Origin of the sequence: Xanthomonas sp. 3058 (assembly GCF_014199765.1) — a bacterium.
GTDB lineage: Bacteria > Pseudomonadota > Gammaproteobacteria > Xanthomonadales > Xanthomonadaceae > Xanthomonas > Xanthomonas campestris_B.
Genome location: NZ_JACHOF010000003.1, coordinates 160,153 through 182,997, shown reverse-complemented (window position 1 = coordinate 182,997; position 22,845 = coordinate 160,153). Strand labels below are relative to the sequence as shown.

General features: G+C 66.1%; 15 protein-coding genes and 2 pseudogenes. 6 read left to right on the top strand and 11 right to left on the bottom strand.

Features of this window, described 5'->3' with window-relative positions:
- Window positions 1-284: 284 nt before the first annotated feature.
- Window positions 285-3,086 (bottom strand): DNA polymerase I, encoded by a 2,802-nt coding sequence (gene polA, locus GGR61_RS06275; protein ID WP_184620823.1) that lies wholly within the window; start codon window positions 3,084-3,086, stop codon window positions 285-287.
- A gap of 77 nt (window positions 3,087-3,163) precedes the next feature.
- Here polA and GGR61_RS06270 point away from each other — a divergent pair, with 77 nt between their 5' ends.
- Window positions 3,164-3,451: a DUF2782 domain-containing protein gene (locus GGR61_RS06270; RefSeq protein WP_184620822.1), complete on the top strand. Its 288-nt coding sequence runs from the start codon at window positions 3,164-3,166 to the stop codon at window positions 3,449-3,451.
- A 509-nt stretch (window positions 3,452-3,960) separates the two neighbouring features.
- Here GGR61_RS06270 and GGR61_RS06265 read toward each other — a convergent pair.
- Window positions 3,961-6,495, bottom strand: a complete 2,535-nt coding sequence (locus tag GGR61_RS06265; protein WP_184620821.1) for a serine/threonine-protein kinase — start codon at window positions 6,493-6,495, stop codon at window positions 3,961-3,963.
- Window positions 6,474-7,013 carry an ECF-type sigma factor EcfK gene (gene ecfK, locus GGR61_RS06260; protein ID WP_184620820.1) on the bottom strand — a complete coding sequence of 180 codons (540 nt, stop codon included), beginning with the start codon at window positions 7,011-7,013 and terminating at the stop codon, window positions 6,474-6,476. Before ecfK ends, GGR61_RS06265 begins: the two co-directional genes overlap by 22 nt.
- 243 nt (window positions 7,014-7,256) lie before the next feature.
- Between ecfK and GGR61_RS06255 the strand changes: the two genes are divergently transcribed.
- Window positions 7,257-8,888, top strand: a complete 1,632-nt coding sequence (locus GGR61_RS06255) for a serine hydrolase domain-containing protein (RefSeq protein WP_184620819.1) — start codon at window positions 7,257-7,259, stop codon at window positions 8,886-8,888.
- Window positions 8,889-8,923: 35 nt separating this feature from the next.
- Here GGR61_RS06255 and GGR61_RS06250 read toward each other — a convergent pair.
- A pseudogene (locus GGR61_RS06250) lies at window positions 8,924-9,013 on the bottom strand (RNA polymerase subunit sigma-70); the annotation flags it as partial.
- 442 nt (window positions 9,014-9,455) lie between these two features.
- Window positions 9,456-10,313 (bottom strand): follicular epithelium yolk protein subunit, encoded by an 858-nt coding sequence (locus GGR61_RS06245; RefSeq protein WP_184620818.1) that lies wholly within the window; start codon window positions 10,311-10,313, stop codon window positions 9,456-9,458.
- A gap of 569 nt (window positions 10,314-10,882) precedes the next feature.
- On the opposite strand from GGR61_RS06245, the pseudogene tagK reads away from it, so the two are divergent.
- Window positions 10,883-11,583 (top strand): annotated as a pseudogene (gene tagK / locus GGR61_RS06240) (transcriptional regulator TagK).
- A 144-nt stretch (window positions 11,584-11,727) separates the two neighbouring features.
- Here the strand turns inward: tagK and GGR61_RS06235 are convergent.
- The 4 genes from GGR61_RS06235 to GGR61_RS06220 form a co-directional block, all read right to left on the bottom strand.
- The gene (locus GGR61_RS06235; protein WP_184620816.1) at window positions 11,728-12,174 is read right to left on the bottom strand and encodes a universal stress protein; all 447 of its coding nucleotides are present in this window, start codon (window positions 12,172-12,174) and stop codon (window positions 11,728-11,730) included.
- Window positions 12,175-12,280: 106 nt separating this feature from the next.
- The gene (locus GGR61_RS06230; protein ID WP_184620815.1) at window positions 12,281-12,862 is read right to left on the bottom strand and encodes a sugar O-acetyltransferase; all 582 of its coding nucleotides are present in this window, start codon (window positions 12,860-12,862) and stop codon (window positions 12,281-12,283) included.
- A gap of 396 nt (window positions 12,863-13,258) precedes the next feature.
- Window positions 13,259-15,445, bottom strand: coding sequence for a DNA helicase II (uvrD, locus tag GGR61_RS06225; protein WP_184620814.1), 2,187 nt, complete (start codon window positions 15,443-15,445; stop codon window positions 13,259-13,261).
- A gap of 496 nt (window positions 15,446-15,941) precedes the next feature.
- Window positions 15,942-17,330 carry an FAD/NAD(P)-binding protein gene (locus GGR61_RS06220; RefSeq protein ID WP_184620813.1) on the bottom strand — a complete coding sequence of 463 codons (1,389 nt, stop codon included), beginning with the start codon at window positions 17,328-17,330 and terminating at the stop codon, window positions 15,942-15,944.
- A gap of 162 nt (window positions 17,331-17,492) precedes the next feature.
- On the opposite strand from GGR61_RS06220, the gene GGR61_RS06215 reads away from it, so the two are divergent.
- Entirely contained in the window at window positions 17,493-17,888 is a 396-nt protein-coding gene (locus tag GGR61_RS06215) for a VOC family protein (protein WP_184620812.1), read from the top strand.
- A 10-nt stretch (window positions 17,889-17,898) separates the two neighbouring features.
- On the opposite strand, the gene cls is transcribed toward GGR61_RS06215, so the two are convergent.
- Complete coding sequence (gene cls, locus GGR61_RS06210; RefSeq protein WP_184406506.1) at window positions 17,899-19,317, bottom strand: cardiolipin synthase; 1,419 nt, start codon at window positions 19,315-19,317, stop codon at window positions 17,899-17,901.
- 13 nt (window positions 19,318-19,330) lie between these two features.
- Window positions 19,331-20,641, bottom strand: a complete 1,311-nt coding sequence (locus GGR61_RS06205; protein ID WP_184406507.1) for a LysR family transcriptional regulator — start codon at window positions 20,639-20,641, stop codon at window positions 19,331-19,333.
- Between the two features lie 101 nt (window positions 20,642-20,742).
- Here GGR61_RS06205 and GGR61_RS06200 point away from each other — a divergent pair, with 101 nt between their 5' ends.
- Both GGR61_RS06200 and GGR61_RS06195 read left to right on the top strand, forming a co-directional pair.
- Window positions 20,743-21,414 carry a 4-carboxy-4-hydroxy-2-oxoadipate aldolase/oxaloacetate decarboxylase gene (locus GGR61_RS06200; RefSeq protein WP_184406508.1) on the top strand — a complete coding sequence of 224 codons (672 nt, stop codon included), beginning with the start codon at window positions 20,743-20,745 and terminating at the stop codon, window positions 21,412-21,414.
- Window positions 21,407-22,462, top strand: coding sequence for a 4-oxalomesaconate tautomerase (locus GGR61_RS06195; protein WP_184620811.1), 1,056 nt, complete (start codon window positions 21,407-21,409; stop codon window positions 22,460-22,462). Before GGR61_RS06200 ends, GGR61_RS06195 begins: the two co-directional genes overlap by 8 nt.
- The last annotated feature ends 383 nt before the right edge of the window (window positions 22,463-22,845 follow it).

Here is a 22,845-nt window from a genome sequence, read left to right as displayed (position 1 = left end):
ACGCCGGAAAATAAAAAGCCCCGCAGACCAGGGGGAGGTCGGCGGGGCCAGGGAACGGAAACTTGGGGAGGAGTTTCCGCTCCGAGATCTGCTCCAGGGGATGGGAGAGATCTGCCGACAGGCGTTGCGCCCGTCGAGGGATATAACACCATTTTGCACATTGATGGATCGTGAAGATAACTGTTAAAAATATGTAGAATTTAGCGGTTATTCATTCCTTCGACGGCTGCCGAATGCGCATTTCTCTGCCATGCGTATTCAGCATATCAATGTGAATTTGCGCGTCAGTGCGCCTCATCCCAATTGTCGCCAACGCCGGAATCGACCACCAGCGGTACGCGCAATTGCGCCGCCGCCGACATGCGCGTGGTGACTTCGCTCAGCAATGTCTCGACGAAATCGGCATCGGCTTCGAACACCAGTTCGTCGTGCACCTGCAGAATCATCAGCGCGCGCTGCGCGTGGTCGGCGATCCAGCCGTCCACGCTGACCATGGCGCGCTTGATGATGTCGGCGGCGGTGCCCTGCATCGGTGCGTTGATCGCAGCACGCTCCGCGCCGGCGCGCTGGCCCTGGCTGCCGGCATTGATGAAGTCCAGATACAGCCGGCGGCCGAACACGGTTTCCACGTAGCCCTTGTCGCGCGCCTGCTGGCGGGTGGTTTCCATGAAATCGCGCACGCCCGGGTAGCGGCTGAAGTACAGCGCGATGTAGTCCTGCGCCTCGCCACGGCCGATGCCGAGCTGGCGGGCCAGGCCGAACGCGCTCATGCCGTACATCAGGCCGAAGTTGATCGCCTTGGCGGCGCGGCGCTCGTCATTGCTGACCGTGTCGATGGTGCGGCCGAACACTTCGGCCGCGGTGGCGCGGTGGACGTCGGCACCGGACTCGAACGCGCCGACCAGGCCAGGGTCGCCGGACAGGTGGGCCATGATGCGCAGTTCGATCTGCGAGTAGTCGCAGGCGATCAGCTTGCGCCCGGGCGGTGCGACAAAGGCGCGGCGGATGCGGCGGCCGTCTTCGGTGCGGATCGGGATGTTCTGCAGGTTGGGATCGGACGAAGACAGCCGCCCGGTGGCCGCGCCGGCCTGGTGGTAGCTGGTGTGCACGCGCCCGGACTGCGGGTGGATCATCTCCGGCAGCTTGTCGGTGTAGGTGCTGCGCAGCTTGGCCAGGCCGCGGTATTCCAGGATCACCCGCGGCAGCTCGTGCTGGTCGGCGATGGCTTCCAGCGCCTCTTCGTTGGTCGAGGGCTGGCCCTTGGGCGTCTTGACCACGGCGGGCAGCTTGAGCTCGTCGAACAGCAGCGCCTGCAGTTGCTTGGGCGAATCCAGGTTGAAGCTGCGCCCGGCCAGTTCGGTGGCCTTCTGCTGGGCGGCGAGCATGCGCTTGGACAGGTCCGCGCTCTGGCGGCGCAGTTCGGCCGCGTCCACGCACACGCCGTTGGCTTCGATGCGCGCCAGCACTTCCACCAGCGGCATCTCGATCTCGCGGTAGACGCGCTCCAGGCCCGGCTCGGCGGCCAGCCTGGGGCCGAGCACCTGGTGCAGGCGCAGGGTGATGTCGGCATCTTCGGCGGCGTAGCGGGTGGCGTCGTCCAGGCTGATCTGGGCGAACGGGATCTGCTTGGCGCCCTTGCCGCAGACGTCCTCGTACTTGACCGTGTCGTAGCCCAGGTAACGCTTGGCCAGGCTGTCCATGTCGTGGCGCGCGCTGCCGGAATTGAGCACGAAGCTCTCCAGCAAGGTGTCGTCGCTGTAGCCGGCCAGGGCGATGCCGTGGCGGCGCATCACGTGCAGGTCGTACTTGCCGTGCTGGCCGAGCTTGCGCAGCGCCGGGTCGGTGAGCAGCGGCGCCAGCTGGGCCAGCGCCTGGCTGCGGTCGAGCTGGGCCGGAGCGCCGGGAAAGTTGTGGCCGAACGGCAGATACGCGGCCTGGCCGGGCTCGGCGGCCACGCTCAGGCCGATCAAGTCGGCCTGCAGCGGATCCAGGCTGTCGGTTTCGGTATCGAAGGCGAACTGGCCGGCCGCGCGCAGGCGGGCGATCCAGCTGTCGAGCTGTTCCTGGGTCAGGATGGTGTCGTACTGGCCGGGTGCCGACAGCGCGGGGTCCAGATCCACCGGGGCACTGGCCGGGCCGGACACGAAGCCGGTGCCACGCGCACGACCGGGTTCGGTACGGGCACTGGCGGCGGCCGCGCCGAGCGGCATCGGCTCGGTCAGCAGGCCGGCCTGGGCGGCTGCACCGCCGAGTTCGCGCAGCGCCTGGGTGAAGCCGTAGCGTGCGTACAGCACCGCCAGCGTTTCGGCGTTGGGCTCGCGCAGGTCCAGCGCGCGCGGGCCGCTGGCCAGGGTTACGTCGGTCTTGATGGTGACCAGTGCGCGGTTGAGCGGCAGCCGCGGCAGCGCGGCGCGCAGGTTCTCGCCGATCTTGCCCTTGATCTTGTCGGCGTTGGCGATCACGCCATCGAGCGAATCGTATTCGGCCAGCCATTTGGCGGCGGTCTTGGGGCCGCACTTGTCCACGCCGGGCACGTTGTCGACGGTGTCGCCCATCAGCGCCAGCAGGTCGACGATCTGGTCGGGGCGCACGCCGAACTTGGCGATCACCGCCGCGTCCGAATCCATGCGGCTGCCGCTCATGGTGTTGACCAGCTCGATGCCCGGACGCACCAGCTGGGCGAAGTCCTTGTCGCCGGTGGAGATGGTCACGCTCAGGCCATCGGCGGCGGCCTGCAGCGCCAGCGTGCCGATCACATCGTCGGCTTCCACCCCATCGATGCGCAGGATGTCGATGCCCAGCGCATGCACGATGTCGCACATCGGTTGTACCTGCGCACGCAGGTCGTCGGGCATCGATGGGCGATTGGCCTTGTAGTCGGCGTACAGGTCGTCGCGGAAGGTCTTGCCCGGTGCATCCACCACGAACGCGACGTAAGCCGGGCGCTCCTTCAGTGTGGCGCGCAGCATGTTGACCACGCCGAACAAGGCACCGGTGGGCTCGCCCTGGGCGTTGGTCAGCGGCGGAAGCGCGTGGAACGCGCGATACAGGTAACTGGACCCGTCGATCAGGACTAATCTGCTCATCCGCCAATTCTACGCTGCACGCTCAGGCCACACCCTGCCGGCGCATACTGGCCGACGACCTAGAACGGATGACCACGATGATCAGAGCGAGTCTTTTGCTGCTGCCGTTACTGCTGCTCGGCGGCTGCGCCACCGGCGGGGCAAGTGCCGGCGGCGATGTACCGGCCGGTGCGGATGTGACCACCAAGACCATGGGCAACGGCGACAAGATCGACGAATACCGCGTCAACGGCCAGCTGGAAATGGTGCGTGTCACGCCCACACGCGGGGCGCCCTACTTCCTGTACGACCGCGACCATGACGGGCATACCGATGCCGAGAAGGACAAGGTCAACAAGGTGTATTGGAAGCTGTATAGCTGGTGATGTGGGAGTGGCAGAGCGGAAAGCGCGAGCGCGCCGACGCTTCAGCCGATGGGTTCGGTATGCAGCAGCGCAGGTTGCGCCGCTGCTGTCGCTCTTCGGGGCAACCGCCGCACTGCGGCGGCGGTGAGGCCATGCCGCCAGCGTCGCCATTGATGAACCCGTTGGCGCGACCGTCGGATAGGCCACGGACGGGATGGGCAGCATGTCGGTACAAGCAGGCAGTCGCCTGACCCAGCGCAAACCGGCATTGGCATGGCCAGGTCCAACTGAGGACTCCCTGCGCTTCCCTGTCGGATGGCTCCGTTGTCGTCGGCGATGCTGCCAGGATCACCGGCAGCAGCAAGGCAACGCAGCGACGTTTCAGATCCCCACCTGCGCCACCACGCCAGCGACCATCACGCAGATTGCAGGTCGGCAAAGCGCACTGCGGAGTGCAGCGATACGCTCCCGACGTTGTCGGCAGGCGGCACTATCCACGCGCGAGCTGCCCCCCCCCCAGCCCATACGTCTCAGCGTTGCACGACGGCGGCGGCGGTCTGCGTACCGGCGGGAGCGCCCGCTGGCAGCGTCTTGATCGGCTCGATCAGGGCCAGGGTCTGGCGCGCGGCGCGCAGCGGCTCTTCTGCGTCGCCAAAGATGCCGGTCAGAATCTGTAGCGCCTGCCGGGCGTGATCGCGCGCGGCGACGGTCTGGCCAAGCCGGCGTTCGGCCTCGGACATGCCACGCAGGATCTCGGCGGTTTGTGGATGTGCACGCCCGAGGCCACGCAACGATGCCGCAAGTGCAGCACGTTGTTCGTCCAGTGCGGCCTCTACTTGGCCGTCGTCCAATAACCAGAACGCGTGATTACTGCGATAAGCGATGGTGGCCGGCGCATCGCTGCCGAATGCAGCGCGTGCACGCTCCATCGCCGCGCGGTAATGCGCGCCGGCTTCGGCCAGTTTGCCCTGCTGCCGCAATGCATCGGCCAGATTGGCTTGCACCATCAAGGTGTCGGCGGCGTGCTCGCCGTACAAGGTGCGCATCACGCCCAGCAACGGTGCAAGTTCCGCTTCGGCAGCGGAAAAGTTGCGCTGCCTGAGCAGAAAGACCGCAAGGCTGTTGCGCATGGCCAACGTCAACGGATGCTCTGGCCCACGCAAGGCGATGCGCTCGCGCAGCAGGCCACGCTGCAAGGTGATTGCCGGCAACAGCTGCCCGGTATCGGCCAACATGCCGGCATAGACATGACCGGCATCGACACGTTGATCTGCCGTGGTCGCAGCGTTGGCCAATGCCGCTACATACGCGTGCCGGCCCTGCGCCAATGCCTCGGTCATGCGGCCTTGGTCGCGCAGCACCCATGCCAGCCTGGCACGCATGGCGTTGCCCATTGCCTGCTGCTGGACAGTGCCGCCTGCCGCCTGCCCGATGCCATCGCGCAGCACGCGCTCGGCCTCATGCGAGTTGCCTGCGCCACTGAGCGCCTGGCCGAGCATGGAAGTGGCTTCCAGCATCGGCAGGCTGACCTCGCCCGCTTGCGGCTGCGCGAGTGCCAGCGCCGTGCGCAGGTGCGTCACTGCATGCGAGTAATCGGACATTGCGATCAAACTGCGACCCAGCGTGAGCTCGACCTGCATCCGTGCATCCGGCTGGGTTGCCAGCTCACTTGCGGCACGCTGCGAGGCTTGATGCAGCACGCGTTGCATCAGCGTCTTGTCCAGTCCCTGCGCGATGGCAGGGTCTACGCTGGACAGCACCGAACTCATGAAATCGCCGGTCACCTGCGCGCGCTGCGCATCGCGCGCGGCCTGATGCAGCGACCACAGCGTGGCGCACAAACCGGCGACCAGCGCCACCGACATCAGCCCACCGGCCACGACGCCAGTGCGATGGCGCTGGGTGAATTTGCGTAACCGCAACCACCGTCCCGCCTGCAACGCACGTGGCGGATACCCGTCGAGCCACCGGTGCAGATCGTCCATCAAGGCCGATACCGATGCGTAGCGCGCGCCGGGTTCCGGCGCCAGCGCGTGCAGCACGATCGCATCCAGGCCGCCACGCAGGTGTTCGCGCAGCGCGTGGTGCGTGGTCGTGCGGGCTGCGCAGATACGCGCGCGCGCATCGGCCGGCACCGCCGCCAGCCGCTGCGACGGCGGCTGCGGAAAACCGTCGCCCCCGGCAACCGGCACCAACCCGCAGCTGAGTTCGTAGAACATGGCACCCAGCGCATAGATATCGCTGCGCGCATCCACATCCTGCGCACCACGTGCCTGTTCCGGGCTCATGTAGCCGGGCGTCCCACGGCCATGTGCCGAGGTCACGCCGGGGTTGGACGCATCGATCGCGATGCCGAAATCGATCACGCCCGGCATCGGCCGCCCGTCGATGGCGCTGACCAGCACATTGCTCGGCTTGAGATCGCGGTGGATCACGCCCTTCTGATGCGCGTGCTGCACCGCCTCGCCCACCCGCAGCATCAGCAAGGCACGTGCGCGCAACGACAGCAGATGCGCATCGCACCACCAGGTGATCGGATCGCCACGCAGGTACTCCATCACCAGATACGGGCGGCCGTGCGCATCGGTGCCTACGTCGTGAATCTGCGCGATCGCCGGATGCACCATCTGCGCCAGCAAGCGGCATTCGAACTCGAACAACGCGCGCCGTTGCACATCCAGGACGTCGGCAGCGACCAGCTTGATCGCCACCTCGCGCTCGTAGGCACCGTCGGCGCGATGGCCCAGATACACCTGCCCCATGCCACCGGCGCCGATCAGGCGATCGATTGCCCATGCGCCAAAACGCGTACCGGCCGGCAGTTCCGGCAATGGCGCGCGCAATGCCGCAACCGCCTGTTTCAGCGGCGCGCATACCCGCAACGTGGCCTGCGATTCGACCGCCAACATCGCGAGCAACTCGTCGCGCAGCACCGCATCATCGCCGGCCTGGGCATGCGCAAAGGCCTCGCGCGCCTCGACCGGTTGCTGGCATGCCTGGTGAAACAACGCCTCCAGCCGCTGCCAGGCGGTGGCGCCCACGCTCACAGCTGCGCCGCCAGCCATACCCGTGCAAAGCGCAGATCGCGCTCCAGCGTCGGCACCGAGACCTCCAGTTGCTCGGCTGCCTCGGCCACACTGAATCCCACCAGCTCCGTCAACGCGAAGGCTCTGGCCTTGCGCTCGTCCACACGCGCCAGCTTGTCGAAGGCATCGGCCACCACCATCAATGCTTCCGGCCTTGGCGCGCCGTCGGACAGGCTGACCGTCAAGGTCACCGCTTGCCCAAGCCGCTTGGCACTGGCCTGCTGGCGCGCCAGATCCACCAACAGATGGCGCATCTGCAACGCCGCCACCGCATAGAAATGGGTCCGCGAGCGAAACGCCTGCTGCCCCTGCTCCAGACGCATCCACGCCTCATGCACCAGCTCGGCCGCTTGCAGGCCCGCGCGCGCATCGCGCCGCAACTCGCGCATGGCCGTCTCGCGCAGCACCTCATACACCTGCCGGGCCAATGCATCGGCTGCGCCGGGTTCTTCGCGCTGCCAGGCCTGCAACAACTCGGTGATCGGCAACTCGGACATCCGGCCCATCTCGCCTGCGTAGGAGCGCAGTATCCCGCATTGGCCGCCGGGTGCGAGACAGAATACGTAACGGTTTAGATGGCTGGCGGTGCGCCGCGCCGGCCCCGGCGCGCACGGCGCCAGCATCGGAGGGCGATCCGCTGGCAGCCAGGTCCGACTCTGGCAGATGAAAACTCCCCCTGCCGCTTCAATCGGTAACCCACGTGCTGTTAGCCGCGTCTCAAGACGCAGCACCACATCGCAATGTCCCAACGCGCCGCTCCCACGCGTGTCGATCGCCACTTCGCGCTATACCGATTCGGTTCATGCTCAGGCACACTAGCGCAGAGACTTGCAGAAAACTCCAGACGCGTCATGCCTATACTCCATCGTCGTGAGCTGCTGGTTGGCGGGCTGACCCTGCCGCTGTTGTCGCTGCCGATAGCCGGCCATGCCCGCGCGGCAATCCCGGATACGAGCTTCCAAACATTGCTGCGGCCGACCGTCCACAGCGGCCAAGAACGCTGGTCCTTGCAGGCGCGCATGCAGCACCATCACGTTCCGGGCGTGGCGGTTGCCATCCTGCGCGATGGTCGGATTCACAGCAGCACCTGCATCGGATCGAAACAAGCAGGGCGTCATTGGCCGATCGGCGAAGACACTTTGTTCTCGGTTGGGTCGGTCAGCAAAGTGGTGACCGCCGCGCTATGCGTGAAGCTGGCAGCCCTGGGCATCGTGGATCTGGAGAAAGACGTCGGCACCTGGCTACGCCGTTGGAAGATCCCACCGGGTCTGGATGGCGATTCCGGAAAGATTTGCCTACGCATGCTGCTCTCGCATACCGCAGGTTTCAACGTGCATGGCTTCCAGGATTTCGATCCGGGTGCTGCGCTGCCCACGCTGGTACAGACGCTCACCGGAACCTCGCCTGCCGTCAACGCGCCATTGCAGCGCATCGATATCGCCGGCACCCGTGCACGTTACTCCGGCGGTGGTTACATGATTGCCCAGGCAGTGATCGAAGACGCGGTCGGCAAGCCGTTGCCTGCGATTGCCAGCGAGTATCTGCTTGGTCCGTTGGGAATGCGCAGAAGCCGGTTCGCAGCCAGCCTCCCAGCCGATACCCGCGATGTGGCACACGCACACGATGACGCTGGCGCGCCGGTGGCGCTTCCGCGTGGATGGCAAAGTTTTCCGGAGCTGGCCGCCTCAGGCTTCTGGACCTGCGCCAGGGAGTTGGGTCACTTCGTCATCGCATTAGGCGACTCCTATCGACGCGGCGACGGGTGGCTGCCGCAGGAGCTGGCGATCGACATGATGACCGAGGTGTCCCCCAGCATCCACGGACTCGGGCCACGCCTTGCCGGGCTAGGGCAATCGCGCATGTTCCACCACGCCGGAGCCAACGACAGTTACAAGGCCTATCTCGAAGGACATCTGGAAAGCGGCGACGGGCTGATCGTGCTGACCAACGGCGAAAATGGCGACCTGCTGCACAACGAAATCCGCAATGCGGTGTCCGATTCGCTCCACTGGCCTGGCGATTGGTCGGTGCAAGTCAGCAAGGTCGATATCACGCCTGTGATGCAGCAGTACGAAGGCCGCTATGTGCGTCAGCCCAATCAGCAGCCATTGCTTACCGGCGCGCTGGATATGATCCTTTTCGACGATGACATCGTGATCTCGTACAAGAGCGGGGAGTTGGAGTTGAACGTCAGGAATAAGCGTCGCTCGCTGAAGCCGGTCACCAGTCATCGCTTTGTGGTCGCCGAGGCATCCCTCCCTGCCGCAACCCTACAGCTTCAGTTCGATCGAGGCAGCGATCGTCGTGTGGCGACATTGAGAGTGATTGCCGGAGAGAGCCTGATGGTGTTTGAGCGCAGTCAGCAGGGTTGAGCGGCCAGGGGGCGACTAGCGGGGTTCATGTCCTCGTTATACACCTGCCGGGCCAATGCATCGGCCGCCCCGGGTTCTTCGCGCTGCCAGGCCTGCAACAACTCGGTGATCGGCAACTCGGACATCCGGCCCATCTCGCCTGCGTAGGAGCGCAGTATCCCGCATTGGCCGCCGGGTGCGAGACAGAATACGTAACGGTTCAAAGTCACTGACAACATGTGGTCGACAGTCCTGCCGGCGCATGCGGATGGCGCGCGTGCAACCGCAGTGCAAGCGTGGTGCATGCCATCCCAGGCGCCGGTGCATCCGCCCGATCGTTACGCCGTGGTCGTGTTGCTCGTTGGTCGGTGGCTGGCCTCGTCTGAAGTCGATCAGGACCAAAGCATTCGACCCGCTGGATTGGCGCTCGGTCATGGTCCGAGATGGACATTGCGCCATGGTCGGATCTCACGATGCACAAGGATGTCTCCTGCATCCGGTTCGCCAGCGCACTTTTTCCAAGGCTGGATGACTGCGGGTCAGTGTGTGTGTCTAACCCGCACCAAGGCGACCCTGGCTCACCTCATGTCAGGGATGCAGTGGACCCACGACGAAAGAAGTGAGCGATTTACCACTTGGATCCTTGAGCACGATCTTCGAGTTGGCATAGAAATCGATCTCGATCGTTTCTGTGGTGGTGATCGAGGTTGGAGAACCTGCCGCTGCCATGACAGCATTGATGTCCAAAGCCCAGAAATGGTGATCCTTGTAGGTGTCGCCATAGTTGATGGCCGTATATCCAGACAGGGTCAGCTGGTAGACGATCTGTACAGTCAGCTTCCCTCTGCTTGCGGTGAGCTCTGCTTCGACGGATTGGTTTGGCTGCAATGTCACGGTGATACCCGAGCTTGTCCCCAACGTCACGCTTTGGCTCTCCGAGCCGCCTTTCTCCCAGCTCTGGCTGTAACTGAGCGAGGTTTCCCCGCCCGCGCCGGAGCCCAGGAAACTGATGTCGTACGAAATCGTCTGACCAACCTCAACCGTGGATGTTTCGGACCAGTTGCTTTCGGTGGTGACGCTCACTTCCTGGGTGATCCCACAATTAAAGTCCGCAGGCACACTGCTGAAGTTCTCGAATATCTGGGAAGCGACTACCGCCGGCTCCGAGGTGACCCCAAGCACCGTAGCGCTGACGACGGAGAACAGCGTCTGCACCTGCGGCCAGCCGTAGGTTTGATAGAGATCACCCCACGGGGTTGGGCTGCAGACGTAGGCGTCGTCGGGAGCCTCGCCGAAGTACGTGGCAATGGCGCTCTTCAATGCAGCATCCTGAATATTGAATGCGGTTCTCTCGGCATCGCTGATCACGTGCTGGATGGTTCCGGTCGCGACGACACTCGATGAACTCGCAGCTGGCCCGGCATTGATTCCGACTGAAATTGCCATTTCTTTCTCCTGGTTGGATACCGCCTACTGTCACTGCATCCATGCGGCGGTATAGCCATGGACACCCGATCGTGCAGCCGTTGGTGCTTGGGTGATGGAAGGCGCACGCGCAGTAGCCGTCACCTGCGCATGCCGTTAAACAGGTCTGCCTCTGCCAGATGCTGGTAGACGGACGCATCGCCGATCGGGCAACCCCACAGCTCCCCAACGGTTCGTCCGTCTTGCTATTCGTCGATCTTCTTGACTATCTGCCTCTGATACAGCTCGCGCTCTTTTCGCGCTTGAGTCCCTTGCCCGGTTCCGCTTGCAGGCGATGAACTTCTGAGGGTCCACCACACCCGGCGTCCAATTTCGGATTGCCAGTTACCCGGGTGCACGGCTCTGCCCGCTTGCTGATGACATTGGATGCTGCCGGCTTGGTGGCCGGCAGCCACGTGCGAGGTCGGCCAATCCGCGCCAACCGCACATAAGGACAGAGGTAGCAGACGGTGCGATGACGCTTCCTCAAAACTGCGATGAAGTGTAGAGACGCCCCGCTGGACCACCCGACCAATCGTCTCAATCGCCCGATGTGTGATGGAGCGCAGAGTTGGTACAGGAGCCGTGATGGGTTTGACCCGCTTTTCCCGGTTGATCGTGGGACAGGCCCCGAGACGTGGGCCGCAGGCGGCAGCACATGAGCATGACCGACTACAGCGCTATCGTTGCGCAACCGCGCTCCTCAACCGGTGAGACGCACACGCAGCTGATGATCGATTTGCTGTCGTACATCCAGCAGCACATCGGCGAAACAGAGTTGGGCACCGCGTCCCTGCTGCGCGCATTCTCCCTATCGCGCGCGTCGTTGTACCGCTTGTTCCAGTCGCGCGGCGGCGTGGCCAGCTATCTCCGCGAGCAGCGCCTGTGCGCCGCGTACCGCTATCTGCAGGCCTACCCGCAGTGCAGCCTGACTTGGCTGCTGTACGAAACGGGATTCGCGTCGGAGCGGCAGTTTCAACGCTGCTTTCAACAGCGCTTCGGCATGCCGCCGATGCACTGGCGCCGCCACTGCCGCGCGGCGCTGCAGACGCAGGTACCGCGTCGCGCGCACTCGGTGCCCATGGAGCGCTTCATGCGCGAGCTCGGCCAGGATGCGCAACGCGATCACGCACCGGTCAGGCTGGGCACATTGCCGGTGCATCTCGCGCCGCTGGTGCCGACCGAATCGCTGCGGCGTCTCGGTCACCCGCCACGCGCGCAACGCGGGGGGCTGGAGTGCGCCGAGCGCTGACAATCCGTGGCAACTGCACGTTGGCATGGTCGCGTGCAGTGCTCGGGGACGCGATGCACACGTGCATGTCGGCGCGCTGGCGTTGCTGCCGACAACGCCGCAGCGCACCTGTGGCCGCACGCTCTGCCTGCCTGCCTGCCGCGCTCAGCGGATCACCAACACCGGAATCGCACTGTGCGTGAGCACTTCCACGGTCTGGCTGCCGAGTAGCATGCGGCGCACCCCGCGACGGCCATGCGAGGTCATGACGATCAGATCGCTGTTGCATTCATCGGCGGTTTGCACGATGCCTTCGGCGGCAAAGCGGTCCAGCACATGGTGCGAGGCCGCTTTCAGATTGGCGGCAGCGGCCAGTTCCAGCGCCGGGCGCAGGATCTTTTCGGCAGCCGCTTCACGTTCCTTGCGGTACTCGGGACTGGTTTCGTACCCCACGCTCCAGCCCATCGCGTCATACATGCCCATCGCCCACGGCTCGGACACGGTGACGATATCCACCTTGGCACCGGTCGTCTTGGCCAGTTCCAGGCCCTGGAACAACCCGCGATGCGACAGCTCGGAGGCGTCGATGGCGATCAGGATACGTTTGTACATGGTGACCTCCCGGAGTGGCCGGCGGCATCGCCGACGATGACAGCCTGCCCGGACACCGCCGCGCAGGCCTTGATGCGGATCAATGCGTTGCCGACATCGCGCGCGCTCAGTCGGTCGGTGCTGCGTCGGGATCGTTGCGTTGGGTCCGCACGCGAGCGGGATTGCCCAGCGCGGTCGCACCGGCCGGCACATCGCGGGTGACCACCGCACCGGCGCCGATCAGCGCATCGTCGCCGATACTCACGCCCGGCAGGATGATCGCACCGCCGCCGATCCACACGTTGCGTCCCACGTGAATGGGGCGGCCAAACTCCAGCCCGCTGGCGCGGCCGGCCGCATCGCGCGGATGATCGGCGGCATAGAACTGCACCGCCGGCCCCACCTGTGTGCCCTCGCCGATGCTGACTTCGCAGATATCCAGAATCACGCAGTTGAAGTTGAGAAACACGCCCGCGCCCAGACGGATGTTGTAGCCGTAGTCGCAATGGAAGGGCGGGCGAATCACCGCGCCTTCGCCAACTGCAGCCAGTCGCTCGACCAGCAGCGCGTGTCGCTGTGCGGGCGGCTGCGCGAGGGTCGCGTTATACCGCGCCATCCAGTCGGCGGCAGCGGCCTGATCGGCCTGTAGCTCTACATCGGCAGCGTTGTAGAGCTCACCGGCCAGCATTTTCTGTTTTTCCGTGCGCATGCGGCTGCGCTCCCTTGCGTATTCAATTCGTCGCAGGGTGTCACGGATGAGACGACGAATGCATCAGGCGGTGCACCAATGGCCTGGAGCGCGGCGATGTCGCTGAGTCGATCCTGTTGCTGGTTGGTCGCGCACACGTCGCAACTCGCTAACCTCGGCAGCGGCATGACGGCCTTCCCCGTATGCGGGGGAAGGTGCCTGCGGGGCGGATGGGGGCGACCCATTATGAGGGCCCTCATCCGGCGCTGCGCGCCACCTTCTCCCGCTTGCGGGAGAAGGAATCGGCACGTTCCCGCTTGCGGAGAAGAATCTGCGAGCTCCCGCTTGCGGAGAAGGAATCGGCCGAGGTCCTGTCCATCGTCTCTGCGCCTGGTGGCGCGGCCATCAGCTGCGTCGCTACACCACCGTCAGATTGGCGTACGCCATCACCAGCCACTTGGCGCCGACTTCGTCGAACTGCACCTGCACGCGCGCATGTGCACCGGCGCCCTCATAGTCCACGACCACACCGCCGCCGAAGGTGGGATGTTCGACATTGGCGCCGAGCTTGATCGGTGCGGCTTCGACCACGCCGTGCACCGGGCCGCCGCGTGCCGCGCCCAGCGAGGCGGTGCGCGAGACCTGCACCTTCGGGCGCACCTCATGCAGCAGGTCGCGCGGAATTTCGCGCAGGAAGCGCGAGGGCACGTTGTAGTTGTCCTGGCCGTGGATGCGCCGCGATTCGGCGTAGCACAGCACCAGTTTCTGCCGCGCGCGGGTGATGCCCACGTACGCGAGGCGACGCTCTTCTTCCAGCCGGCCGCTTTCTTCCAGCGAGCGCGCACTCGGGAACAGGCCATCTTCCAGCCCGACCAGGAACACGATGGGAAATTCCAGGCCCTTGGCCGAATGCAGCGTCATCAGCTGCACGCCTTCTTCGCCCGCCTGCGCCTGGCCTTCGCCGGCTTCCAGCGAGGCGTAGGCGAGGAAGGCGACCAGCTCGGTCATGCCCTGGCTGTCTTCATCGTCCGGGCGGGTGAAGCGCGAGGCCACCGAGACCAGTTCGTCCAGGTTCTCGGTGCGCGATTCCGAATCCAGCCCGCTGCGGCTTTCCTTGGCCCAATGCTCGCGCAAGCCCGAGCGCATCAGCACATGGTCGATGCGTTCGGCCAGTTCCATCTGCGCGGTTTCGGCATGCAGCTGGCCAACCAGGCTCAGGAACGTGGCCAGTGCATTGCGGGCGCGCGCCGCCAGGGTATTTTCCTGCGTGCACAGCATTGCCGCTTCCCATAGCGACAATGCATTGGCGCGTGCCAGGCGGCGCACTTCGTCCAGGGTGCGATCGCCGATGCCGCGCGTGGGCGTGTTGACCGCGCGCTCGAACGCGGCATCGTCGCTGCGGTTACTGAGCAGGCGCAGGTAGGCCAGCGCATCCTTGATTTCGGCGCGCTCGAAAAAGCGCATGCCACCGTACACACGGTACGGCAGCTGCTCGGAAATCAGCGCTTCTTCCAGCGCGCGCGATTGCGCATTGCTGCGATAGAGCACGGCCACCTCACCGTAGCTGCCGCCATCGCGCACCCACTGGCGCGCGCGCTCGACTACATAGCGGGCTTCGTCGACTTCGTTATAGGCCGCATACAGATCGATCGGATCGCCGTCACCGGAATCGGTCCACAGCTGCTTGCCGATGCGGTCGGGGTTATGCGCGATCACCGCATTGGCCGCGCCCAGGATATTGGCGCTGGAGCGATAGTTCTGCTCCAGCCGAACGGTCTGCGCGCCGGGGAAGTCCTTCAGGAAGCGCTGTACGTTCTCGACCTTGGCACCGCGCCAGCCATAGATGGCCTGGTCGTCGTCGCCCACCACGAACACATGCCCGGTCTCGCCGGCCAGCACGCGCACGAAGGCGTACTGGATGGCGTTGGTGTCCTGGAATTCGTCGACCAGGATCTCGCGGAAGCGTGAACGGTAATGCGCCAGCAAGGCCGGGGTGTCGCGCAGCAGTTCGTGCGCGCGCAGCAGCAACTCGGCGAAATCCAGCAGGCCGGAGCGGTCGCAGCGTTCCTGGTAGGCCGCATACACCTGCCGGCGCACCTCGTTCCAGTCGTCGTTGGGCTCGGGCTGGATGTGCTGCGGACGGCGGCCTTCGTCCTTCTGTTCGTTGATCCACCAGCTCATCTGCTTGGGCGGATACTTGCTCTCGTCCAGCTCCAGCGACTGCACCACGCGCTTGACCAGCCGCAGCTGGTCGTCGCTGTCCATGACCTGGAAGCCTTCCGGCAGCCGCGCGTCCTGCCAGTGCAGGCGCAGCAACCGATGGGCAAGCCCATGGAAGGTGCCGATCCACATCCCGCGACTGCCGTTGCGCAGCTGCAGGTCGGTGCGGTGGCGCATCTCGCCGGCGGCCTTGTTGGTGAAGGTCACCGCGAAGATGCCGTGGTTGGGCACGCCCTGGACTTCGTTGAGCCAGGCGATGCGATGGATCAGCACGCGCGTCTTGCCGGAGCCGGCGCCGGCCAGCACGAGGTAATGCCCCGGCGGTGCGGAAACGGCCTCGCGCTGGGCGGGGTTCAAATGATCGAGCAAATGAGAGACATCCACCGCCGCATTTTACCGGTTGTGGCGTCGCTGCGGCTGAGATTGCGATGAAGCGGTTGGGGATGGCTGTCCCCATCCGCCCTTCGGGCACCTTCCCCCGCACGCGGGAGAAGGCAGGACGTTGGTTGCCCTGCCGCCTGCGAGAGAAGGCAGGACGTTGGTTGCCCTGCCGCCTGCGGGAGAAGGCAGGACGTTGGTTGCTCTGCCGTCTGCGAGAGAGGACAGGACGTTGGTGCTCTGGCGCCTGCGAGAGAAGCCAGGACGTTGGTCGTTTTCCCGCCGGCAAGAGCGCGCAGGCCAATGCTCGCGGTGGCAGAAGAGCCCCTCTCCCGCCTGCGGGAGAGGGGTTGGGGTGAGGGCACGACGCATGGCGAGCCATCCGAGGCTTCGCTCGCACCCTCACCGGGCGCTAGGCGTCGCCGTCGCCCCTGAAAGAGCCAATGTCGCGGCCGTGGAAGGCAGCAAAGCTCCTTTTCCGGTCCCGACACGCCTATCAGCGCTACAGCCGCAGCAACAGATCGCGCGCAATCGCCGCTGCCTGTTCGCGCAACTCCGGCACCGCCAGGCTCTCCCACAGCGCACCGATACGCAGGCTGCCGATCACCCGCAGGCGCGGGTTGGCATGGCCGTCGGCGCCGATCAGGCTGGCATCGGCAGCGGTATCCACGCCGATGCCGTGCGGGCCGGCCATTGCAATGCCCTGCCCCAGCAACTGCTGCAGCAACGGGTTACGCATTGCCTGCACACGCATTTCCACGCCCGTGGCATTGACCAGGGTCTGTACATCCAGCTGCAATGCATGCCCGGCACTGGCAGCGCCCGCGCTCACACGCACGCACGCACCCACCTCGAAGGCCACATCCAGCCGCGCGCGATGTAACTGCAGTTGCCCGCGCGCCTGCATCGCCTGCAACTGCGCATGCACCGGCGCGGCAATGCGATGCCGATGCACATCCCAATAGCGCACCACATGCCGCAGGAAACGGCGCTGATCGGCCACCGACAAGGTCTGCCACAAGGGTTGACTCAACGGCCGGATGCGTTCCATCACGCTCTGCCACGGCAGCCCCTGCGCCAGCGCCACGCGGGCGTGCTGGCGCAACGCGCGCATGCGAGCACGCAACGGCAGCGCAAGCAGCGGTTGCGGGTCGAAGTCTGCGGCGGCGCCATGCGCATGCGGCAACGGCAACAGCCCATGCCGCGACACCACATGCACCGCACCGCGATGGGCCTGCACGGCCAGCGTCACCACCGTGTCGGCCATGCTCAGCCCCGAACCGACGATGCACACCACCGCCTCCTGCGGCAATGCCGCCACCGCTGCGGTATCCCAGGCTTCCACCCGCTGCGCGTTCGTCAGACCGGTGGCGCCGCGCAGCGGCAACGGCCGTAGCGCATTGCCCACCGCCAGCACCACGCTGGCGGCCTGCAGCGTCCGGCCATCGTCCAGCTGCAGCGCCATGCCGGCCGCCGTGGGTTGCAAGGTCTGCACCCGCGCGGCATGCACCGTCAAACTGGCGGGGCTCTGCGCTGCGGCGGCCTGCAAACGATCGCGCAGATAAGGCGCGTAATGCCGGCGCCCGACGAACTGTCGCGGCAGCTGCGCGTCATCCACCCCCGGGCAACATGCGTGCGCGCGCAGGTAGTCGACAAAATCATGCGGCGCATCCACCAGCGCACTCATGCGCGCGGCCGGAACGTTGAGCAGGTGCTCGGGCCGCGCGGTGGAGTACGCCACGCCTTCGCCCAGCACCGGATGCGGCTCGATCAGCACGATCCGCAGCGGCGTGGCGGCCTGACGCAACACCTGCAGCGCCACCAGCACACCGGATGCGCCACCGCCGACGATGGCGATCGCTGCATCGCCGGGATCACGCAATTGGTTCATCGGGGCATTGTAGGCGATGGCCGCACCGCACCCATTGCTCGCCCCTCGCTGCGCAGGCGTCGCCAGCGGCAGCCCAGCTCGGACCGGTGCCCGCGCACCCAGCGCCGGAAGCGCTTACGATCAGCCGCGCACGCTCGGCAAACGCCTCGGGAGGTTCACTGGATGTCCATCGCATTGGTCAGGCTCATCCTCTATGTCCGCAACGTCGCTGCGGTCAAGGCCTTCTACCAGACCCACTTCGCGCTTGCCGTCATCGAGGAGATCACCGATCAGTGGGTGGTCCTGGCGGCGGGCCAGATCGAGCTGGCGTTGCACCTGATGGGCGACAGATACCGGCAGCAGGCGTCGTCGCCGGGAGCCGATACGCTGCGATCGGCGGCTGGCTCCACCACGAAGCTGGTGTTTGCGATCACCTCCGATCTTGCCGTCCATCGCGAGCACCTGCGCAGCGCAGGCATCGCGGTGGGCGAACTCAAGCGTTACCCCGGCTTTGCTTACCAGATGTACGACGGCCGCGACCCGGAGGGAAACGTCTTCCAGGTGATGCGCCTGGACTGACCGCAGGCAGCTACATCAACGCATCGGCCAGCCGCGCGATCCCTTCGCGACTGCGTCGCCAGGCCGGGCGACGCTGCCACTGCGCCAGATCCAGCTGACGCGCGTTGGCCAGATAGTCCTGTTCGATGTCCCGCAACCGCTGCACCACAGTGCGGTCGTAGCACACCATGCCGATCTCGGCGTTGAGCGCGAACGAACGGATATCCAGATTGATCGAGCCCACCAGCGCAATGTCCTCATCCATGCTCAGGTGCTTGGCATGCAGGAAATGCGGGCGGTACAGCGCAATCTTCACGCCACAGCGCAACAGCTCGTCGAAATACGCATCCTGTGCCCACGCCGCCAGACGCTGGTTGTTGCGCTCGGACAGGATCAGCTGCACATCCACGCCCGACACCGCGGCGATGCGCAAGGCGCTCAGCAAGGCTTCGTCCGGTACGAAGTACGGCGTCACCAGCACCACCTTGCGTCGTGCCAGATGGATCACCGCATTGATCGCATCGCGCGCGTTTTCGAACGGATACGCCGGCCCGCTGGGCAGCAGCTGGGTGGCGATGTTGGCCTCGCACACCGGCGCATCCGGCCAGACATCCAGCCGCGTCCCGGTTTCGATGAACCAGTCGCTGGCGAACACCGCTTCCAGATGATTGACCACCGGCCCGCGCACGCGCGCCACCAGTTCGCGATTGGGCACGCCGTCGATGAAGCCGGCGTCGGCCAGGTTCTGCGAGCCGACAAAGCCCACCTGGTTGTCGACCACCGCAATCTTGCGGTGATTGCGCAGATCCATGCGCCCGCTGCGACGCCAACGCAGACCACCGGGCAGCACGGCCAGCACCTCGATGCCATCGGCTTGCAGGCGCTTGCGATAGCGCCGCAGGCCGCGCTTGGCGCCCACCGCATCGAGCAGCACGCGGCAACGCACGCCGCGCGCGCTTGCCCGCTGCAGCGCCGCCACCACCGCATCGCCCACTGCATCGTCGAACATCAGGTAGTACAACAGGTGCACGCGTTTTTCGGCCGCATCGATCGCGACGATCAGGGCCTGCAGCGACTGTACGTAGTCGTCGAGCAATTCCACCGCATTGCCCAGGGTCGGCATGAAGTCGCCCTGTCGTTCGATCAGCGGCACCACCTCGGCGCTGCTGGTATCGGCCTGCGGCGTCCAGCGCAGCGCATGCAGGGGCAGTTGCTGTTCGCGGATCACCTGTGAGGCGGTGGCCTGCCGCTCCACGCGCAGCCGCGACACCCAGGGTTGGCCGAGCAACAGATACAGCGGCAACCCGATCACCGGCACAAAGCCGATCAGCAACAGCCAGCTGCGCGCCGCGCCGGGCGTGGTGCGGCTGGGAATCCATAGCAGCGCGGCCAGGCGGATCGCCCAGTCCAGTGCCAGCAGCCAGGTGCCTTGCGACCAGTTGGGCAGCATCAGCGCTCCATTCTCATGAGGAAGCCGATTCTGACCCGGCTGCGTGCAAACGCAACGGCGCGGTGCCCACCGGCTGGATGCAATGGCGAAACGGGCCGGCGTCTGCCGCCGCAGGAAGCACGCGCTCGGCGCACACCTGACGCAGCGTCTGCACGAAGGCGGTCTGCGCGCGCGTGGGGTGCCAGTCGCTGCGCGTGGTCATGCCGATCTGCCGACGCAAGCGCGGCCCGGCGCTGCCGATCTCGCGCAGCAGGCCGGCGCGGCGCTCGAACAGGAACTGGTCGCGCGACATCAGGGTCAGCCAGTCGTCTTCCAGCAACAGGCCGCGCACGGTCAGCTCGGCGCCGCATTCGATGCGCAGCGGCGGCGGCTCCAGCTGCCGATCGCGGAACATGCGTTCCCAGCGCTCGCGCACCGGCGTGCCCGCCGCGGCCATCACCCATGGGTAATCGAGCAGCTGCGCAAACGCGTACGCCTTGCCGGCCAAGGGGTGCCCGCTGCGCGCCACGATCACCGGCTCATCGTCGAACAGCGGCTCCTGCAGCACGTCGCGCACCGGCAGCGGGTCGCGTAACGCACCGATCAGCAGGTCCAGCCCGCCCTCGCGCAGATGCGCCAGCAACTCCGCATACGGGCCTTCGACCACGCTGATGCTGGCGGCCGGGTGCGCACGCGCAAACCGCGCCAACGCCTGGGGCAACAGGATTGCCCGCGCCAGCGGCATCACCCCCACCACCACCCGCCCGGCAGCGTGCGAGCGCAGGACGGCCACTTCATCGAGCGCCGCGCGCACCTCCGCCAGCGCCAACCGCACCTGCCGCAACAGCCGCTCTGCCACCGGCGTGGGCTGCATCGCCTTGCCGCGGCGCATGGTCAGCGGCACCTCGATCACATCGGCCAGCGCCTGCACCGCGCGGTAGACTGCCGGCTGCGACACGCCCAGCTGCACCCCGGCCAGCGAATAACTGCCCGCCACGTCCACCGCCACCAGCGCCTGCAGCTGGCCCAACGACACCCGTCGCTCCAGGCCGGGGCGCGCTGGCAGCCGCAGCGCACGTCGCGCCACCCGGATGCCACGGCCCAGATGCGCCAGGGCGCGCTCGATCCGCGGCACCACCAGCTGGGTGGCCTCGGTGGCCGCCATACCTCCGGGCTGGCGCTCGAACAGCCGCACGCCCAGTTGCTGCTCCAGGCGCGCCACCGCCTGGGTCAAGGCCGGCTGCGACAGATTCACCTGCGGCGCGGCCGCGCTGATGCTGCCCAGCCGGTGCACCACGACCAGGGCATACAGATGACGAAGGTTGGGCTCGGGCATCGACGGCATGCTCTAACTATAAGCAAAACCAATACGCATACCTCAAATAAATGTTGAGCCGATTGACTCTCGCCACTCAGACTCGGCGCAGCACTAACGAGGATGGATGGATGAGCCAGGTCGTCACCCAGGTTGCACGCACGCCGATCGCCCTCGTTGACGGGCTGGCACAGGCCGGCGTGGCCACCGTGCACGAGGCGCAGGGCCGCTGCGGTCTGCTGCATCACCGGCTGCGCCCGATCTACGCCGGCTGCCGCATCGCCGGCACCGCCGTCACCGTGTCGATACCGCCGGGCGACAACTGGATGATGCATGTGGCCATCGAACAGCTGCAGCCCGGCGACGTGCTGGTGGTGGCACCCACCAGCGACTGCTGCGACGGCTACTTCGGCGATCTGCTCGCCACCTCGGCGCAGGCGCGCGGCTGCCGCGGGCTGATCATCGATGCCGGCGTGCGCGACGTGCGCGACCTCACCGCCATGCAGTTCCCTGCCTGGAGCCGCGCCATCTGCGCGCAGGGCACCATCAAGGAGACGCTGGGCTCGGTCAACGTGCCGCTGGTCTGCGCCGGGCAGCTGATCCAGCCCGGCGATGTGGTGGTGGCCGACGACGATGGCGTGTGCGTGGTGCCGCGCGCCGCGGCGGCCGAGGTGCTGGCCGAAGCGCAGGCCCGCGAAGCGCGCGAACTGATCAAGCGCGAACGTCTGGCGCGCGGCGAACTGGGCCTGGATATCTACGCCATGCGCGAGCGCCTGGCGGCCAAGGGCCTGCGCTATGTCTGAGCAGGTGCGCGCGATGTGGATGCGCGGCGGCACCTCCAAGGGCGGCTTTTTTCTGGCCGACGACTTGCCCGCCGACACTGGCGCACGCGATGCATGGCTGCTGCGCGCCTACGGCTCGCCGGACCTGCGCCAGATCGACGGCATGGGCGGCGCCGACCCGCTCACCTCCAAGGTCGCGGTGGTGTCGCGCTCCACACGCAGCGATGCCGATGTGGACTATTTGTTCTTGCAGGTGGCAGTCGAACAGGCGCAGGTCAGCGATGCGCAAAATTGCGGCAACATGCTGGCCGGCGTGGCGCCCTTCGCGCTGGAGCGCGGCCTGCTGCCCACGCACGATGGGCAGACCGAAGTGCGCATCTTCATGCGCAACACCGGCACCCTGGCAACGGCCACCGTGTGCACGCCCGGCGGCCGGGTCACGTATGCGGGCGACGCGCGCATCGACGGCGTGCCGGGCACGGCCGCGCCCATTGCCTTGGCATTCGCCGAGACCGCGGGTTCTTCCTGCGGCGCGCTGTTGCCGACCGGGCGCGCCGTGGACACGCTCGATGGCGTGGCGGTGACGCTGATCGACAACGGCATGCCGTGCGTGGTGATGCGCGCCAGCGATGTCGGGATCAGCGGGTATGAAGACCGCGCCACGCTGGATGCCGATAAGCTTCTCAAGGCGCGGCTGGAATCCATTCGCCTGCAGGCCGGCCCCTTGATGCGGTTGGGCGATGTCGGCGCCGCGACAGTGCCGAAGATGATGCTGGTGGCTGCACCGCGCAACGGTGGCGCGATCAGCGTGCGCTCGTTTATCCCGCACCGCTGCCATGCATCCATCGGGGTGCTGGGTGCGGTCACGGTCGCCACCGCCTGCCTGCTACCGGAGTCGCCGGCGCACGCACTGGCGCAGCTGCCGGGCGGCAGCATCCAGCCGCTGGAGGTGGAGCACCCCACTGGCACGACCGGCTGCGTCATCGAATGCGATGCACATGGCGCGGTGGTGCGCGCTGCGGTGGTCAGGACTGCACGCAAACTGTTCGATGGGGTGTTGTTTGCATAAGTGCCACTGCCAGTATCGGGTTGCGTTGGCGGCACCAGGCCGGTCTGAGCAGGATGATTGTGGTTTGCGCACTACGCACGTGCGATCGTCGATACGCTGCTCGGTGTGGTCTGCGTCGTCATGCAAGCGCGTGTGTTTCCGACGCTACCAATCGAGCATTGGCGCAACCTCCCGCTGCATATCGGCAACGCCTTGCCGGCTTGGACCCTGTCAGGCGGGTTCGCGGCAGACGGGGAACAGGACCTGCAGCAGATCAGATGCCGGGCGCGCTTCTACGTGGTGGGCGCACTGGGCTGTCTGGGCTGCAGCTTGAGACGGGTCACGATGCACCTGCGGTACGCACGTCCCGATGTGTCGTGGTCGGACGTCCGCGCACCGCGCGA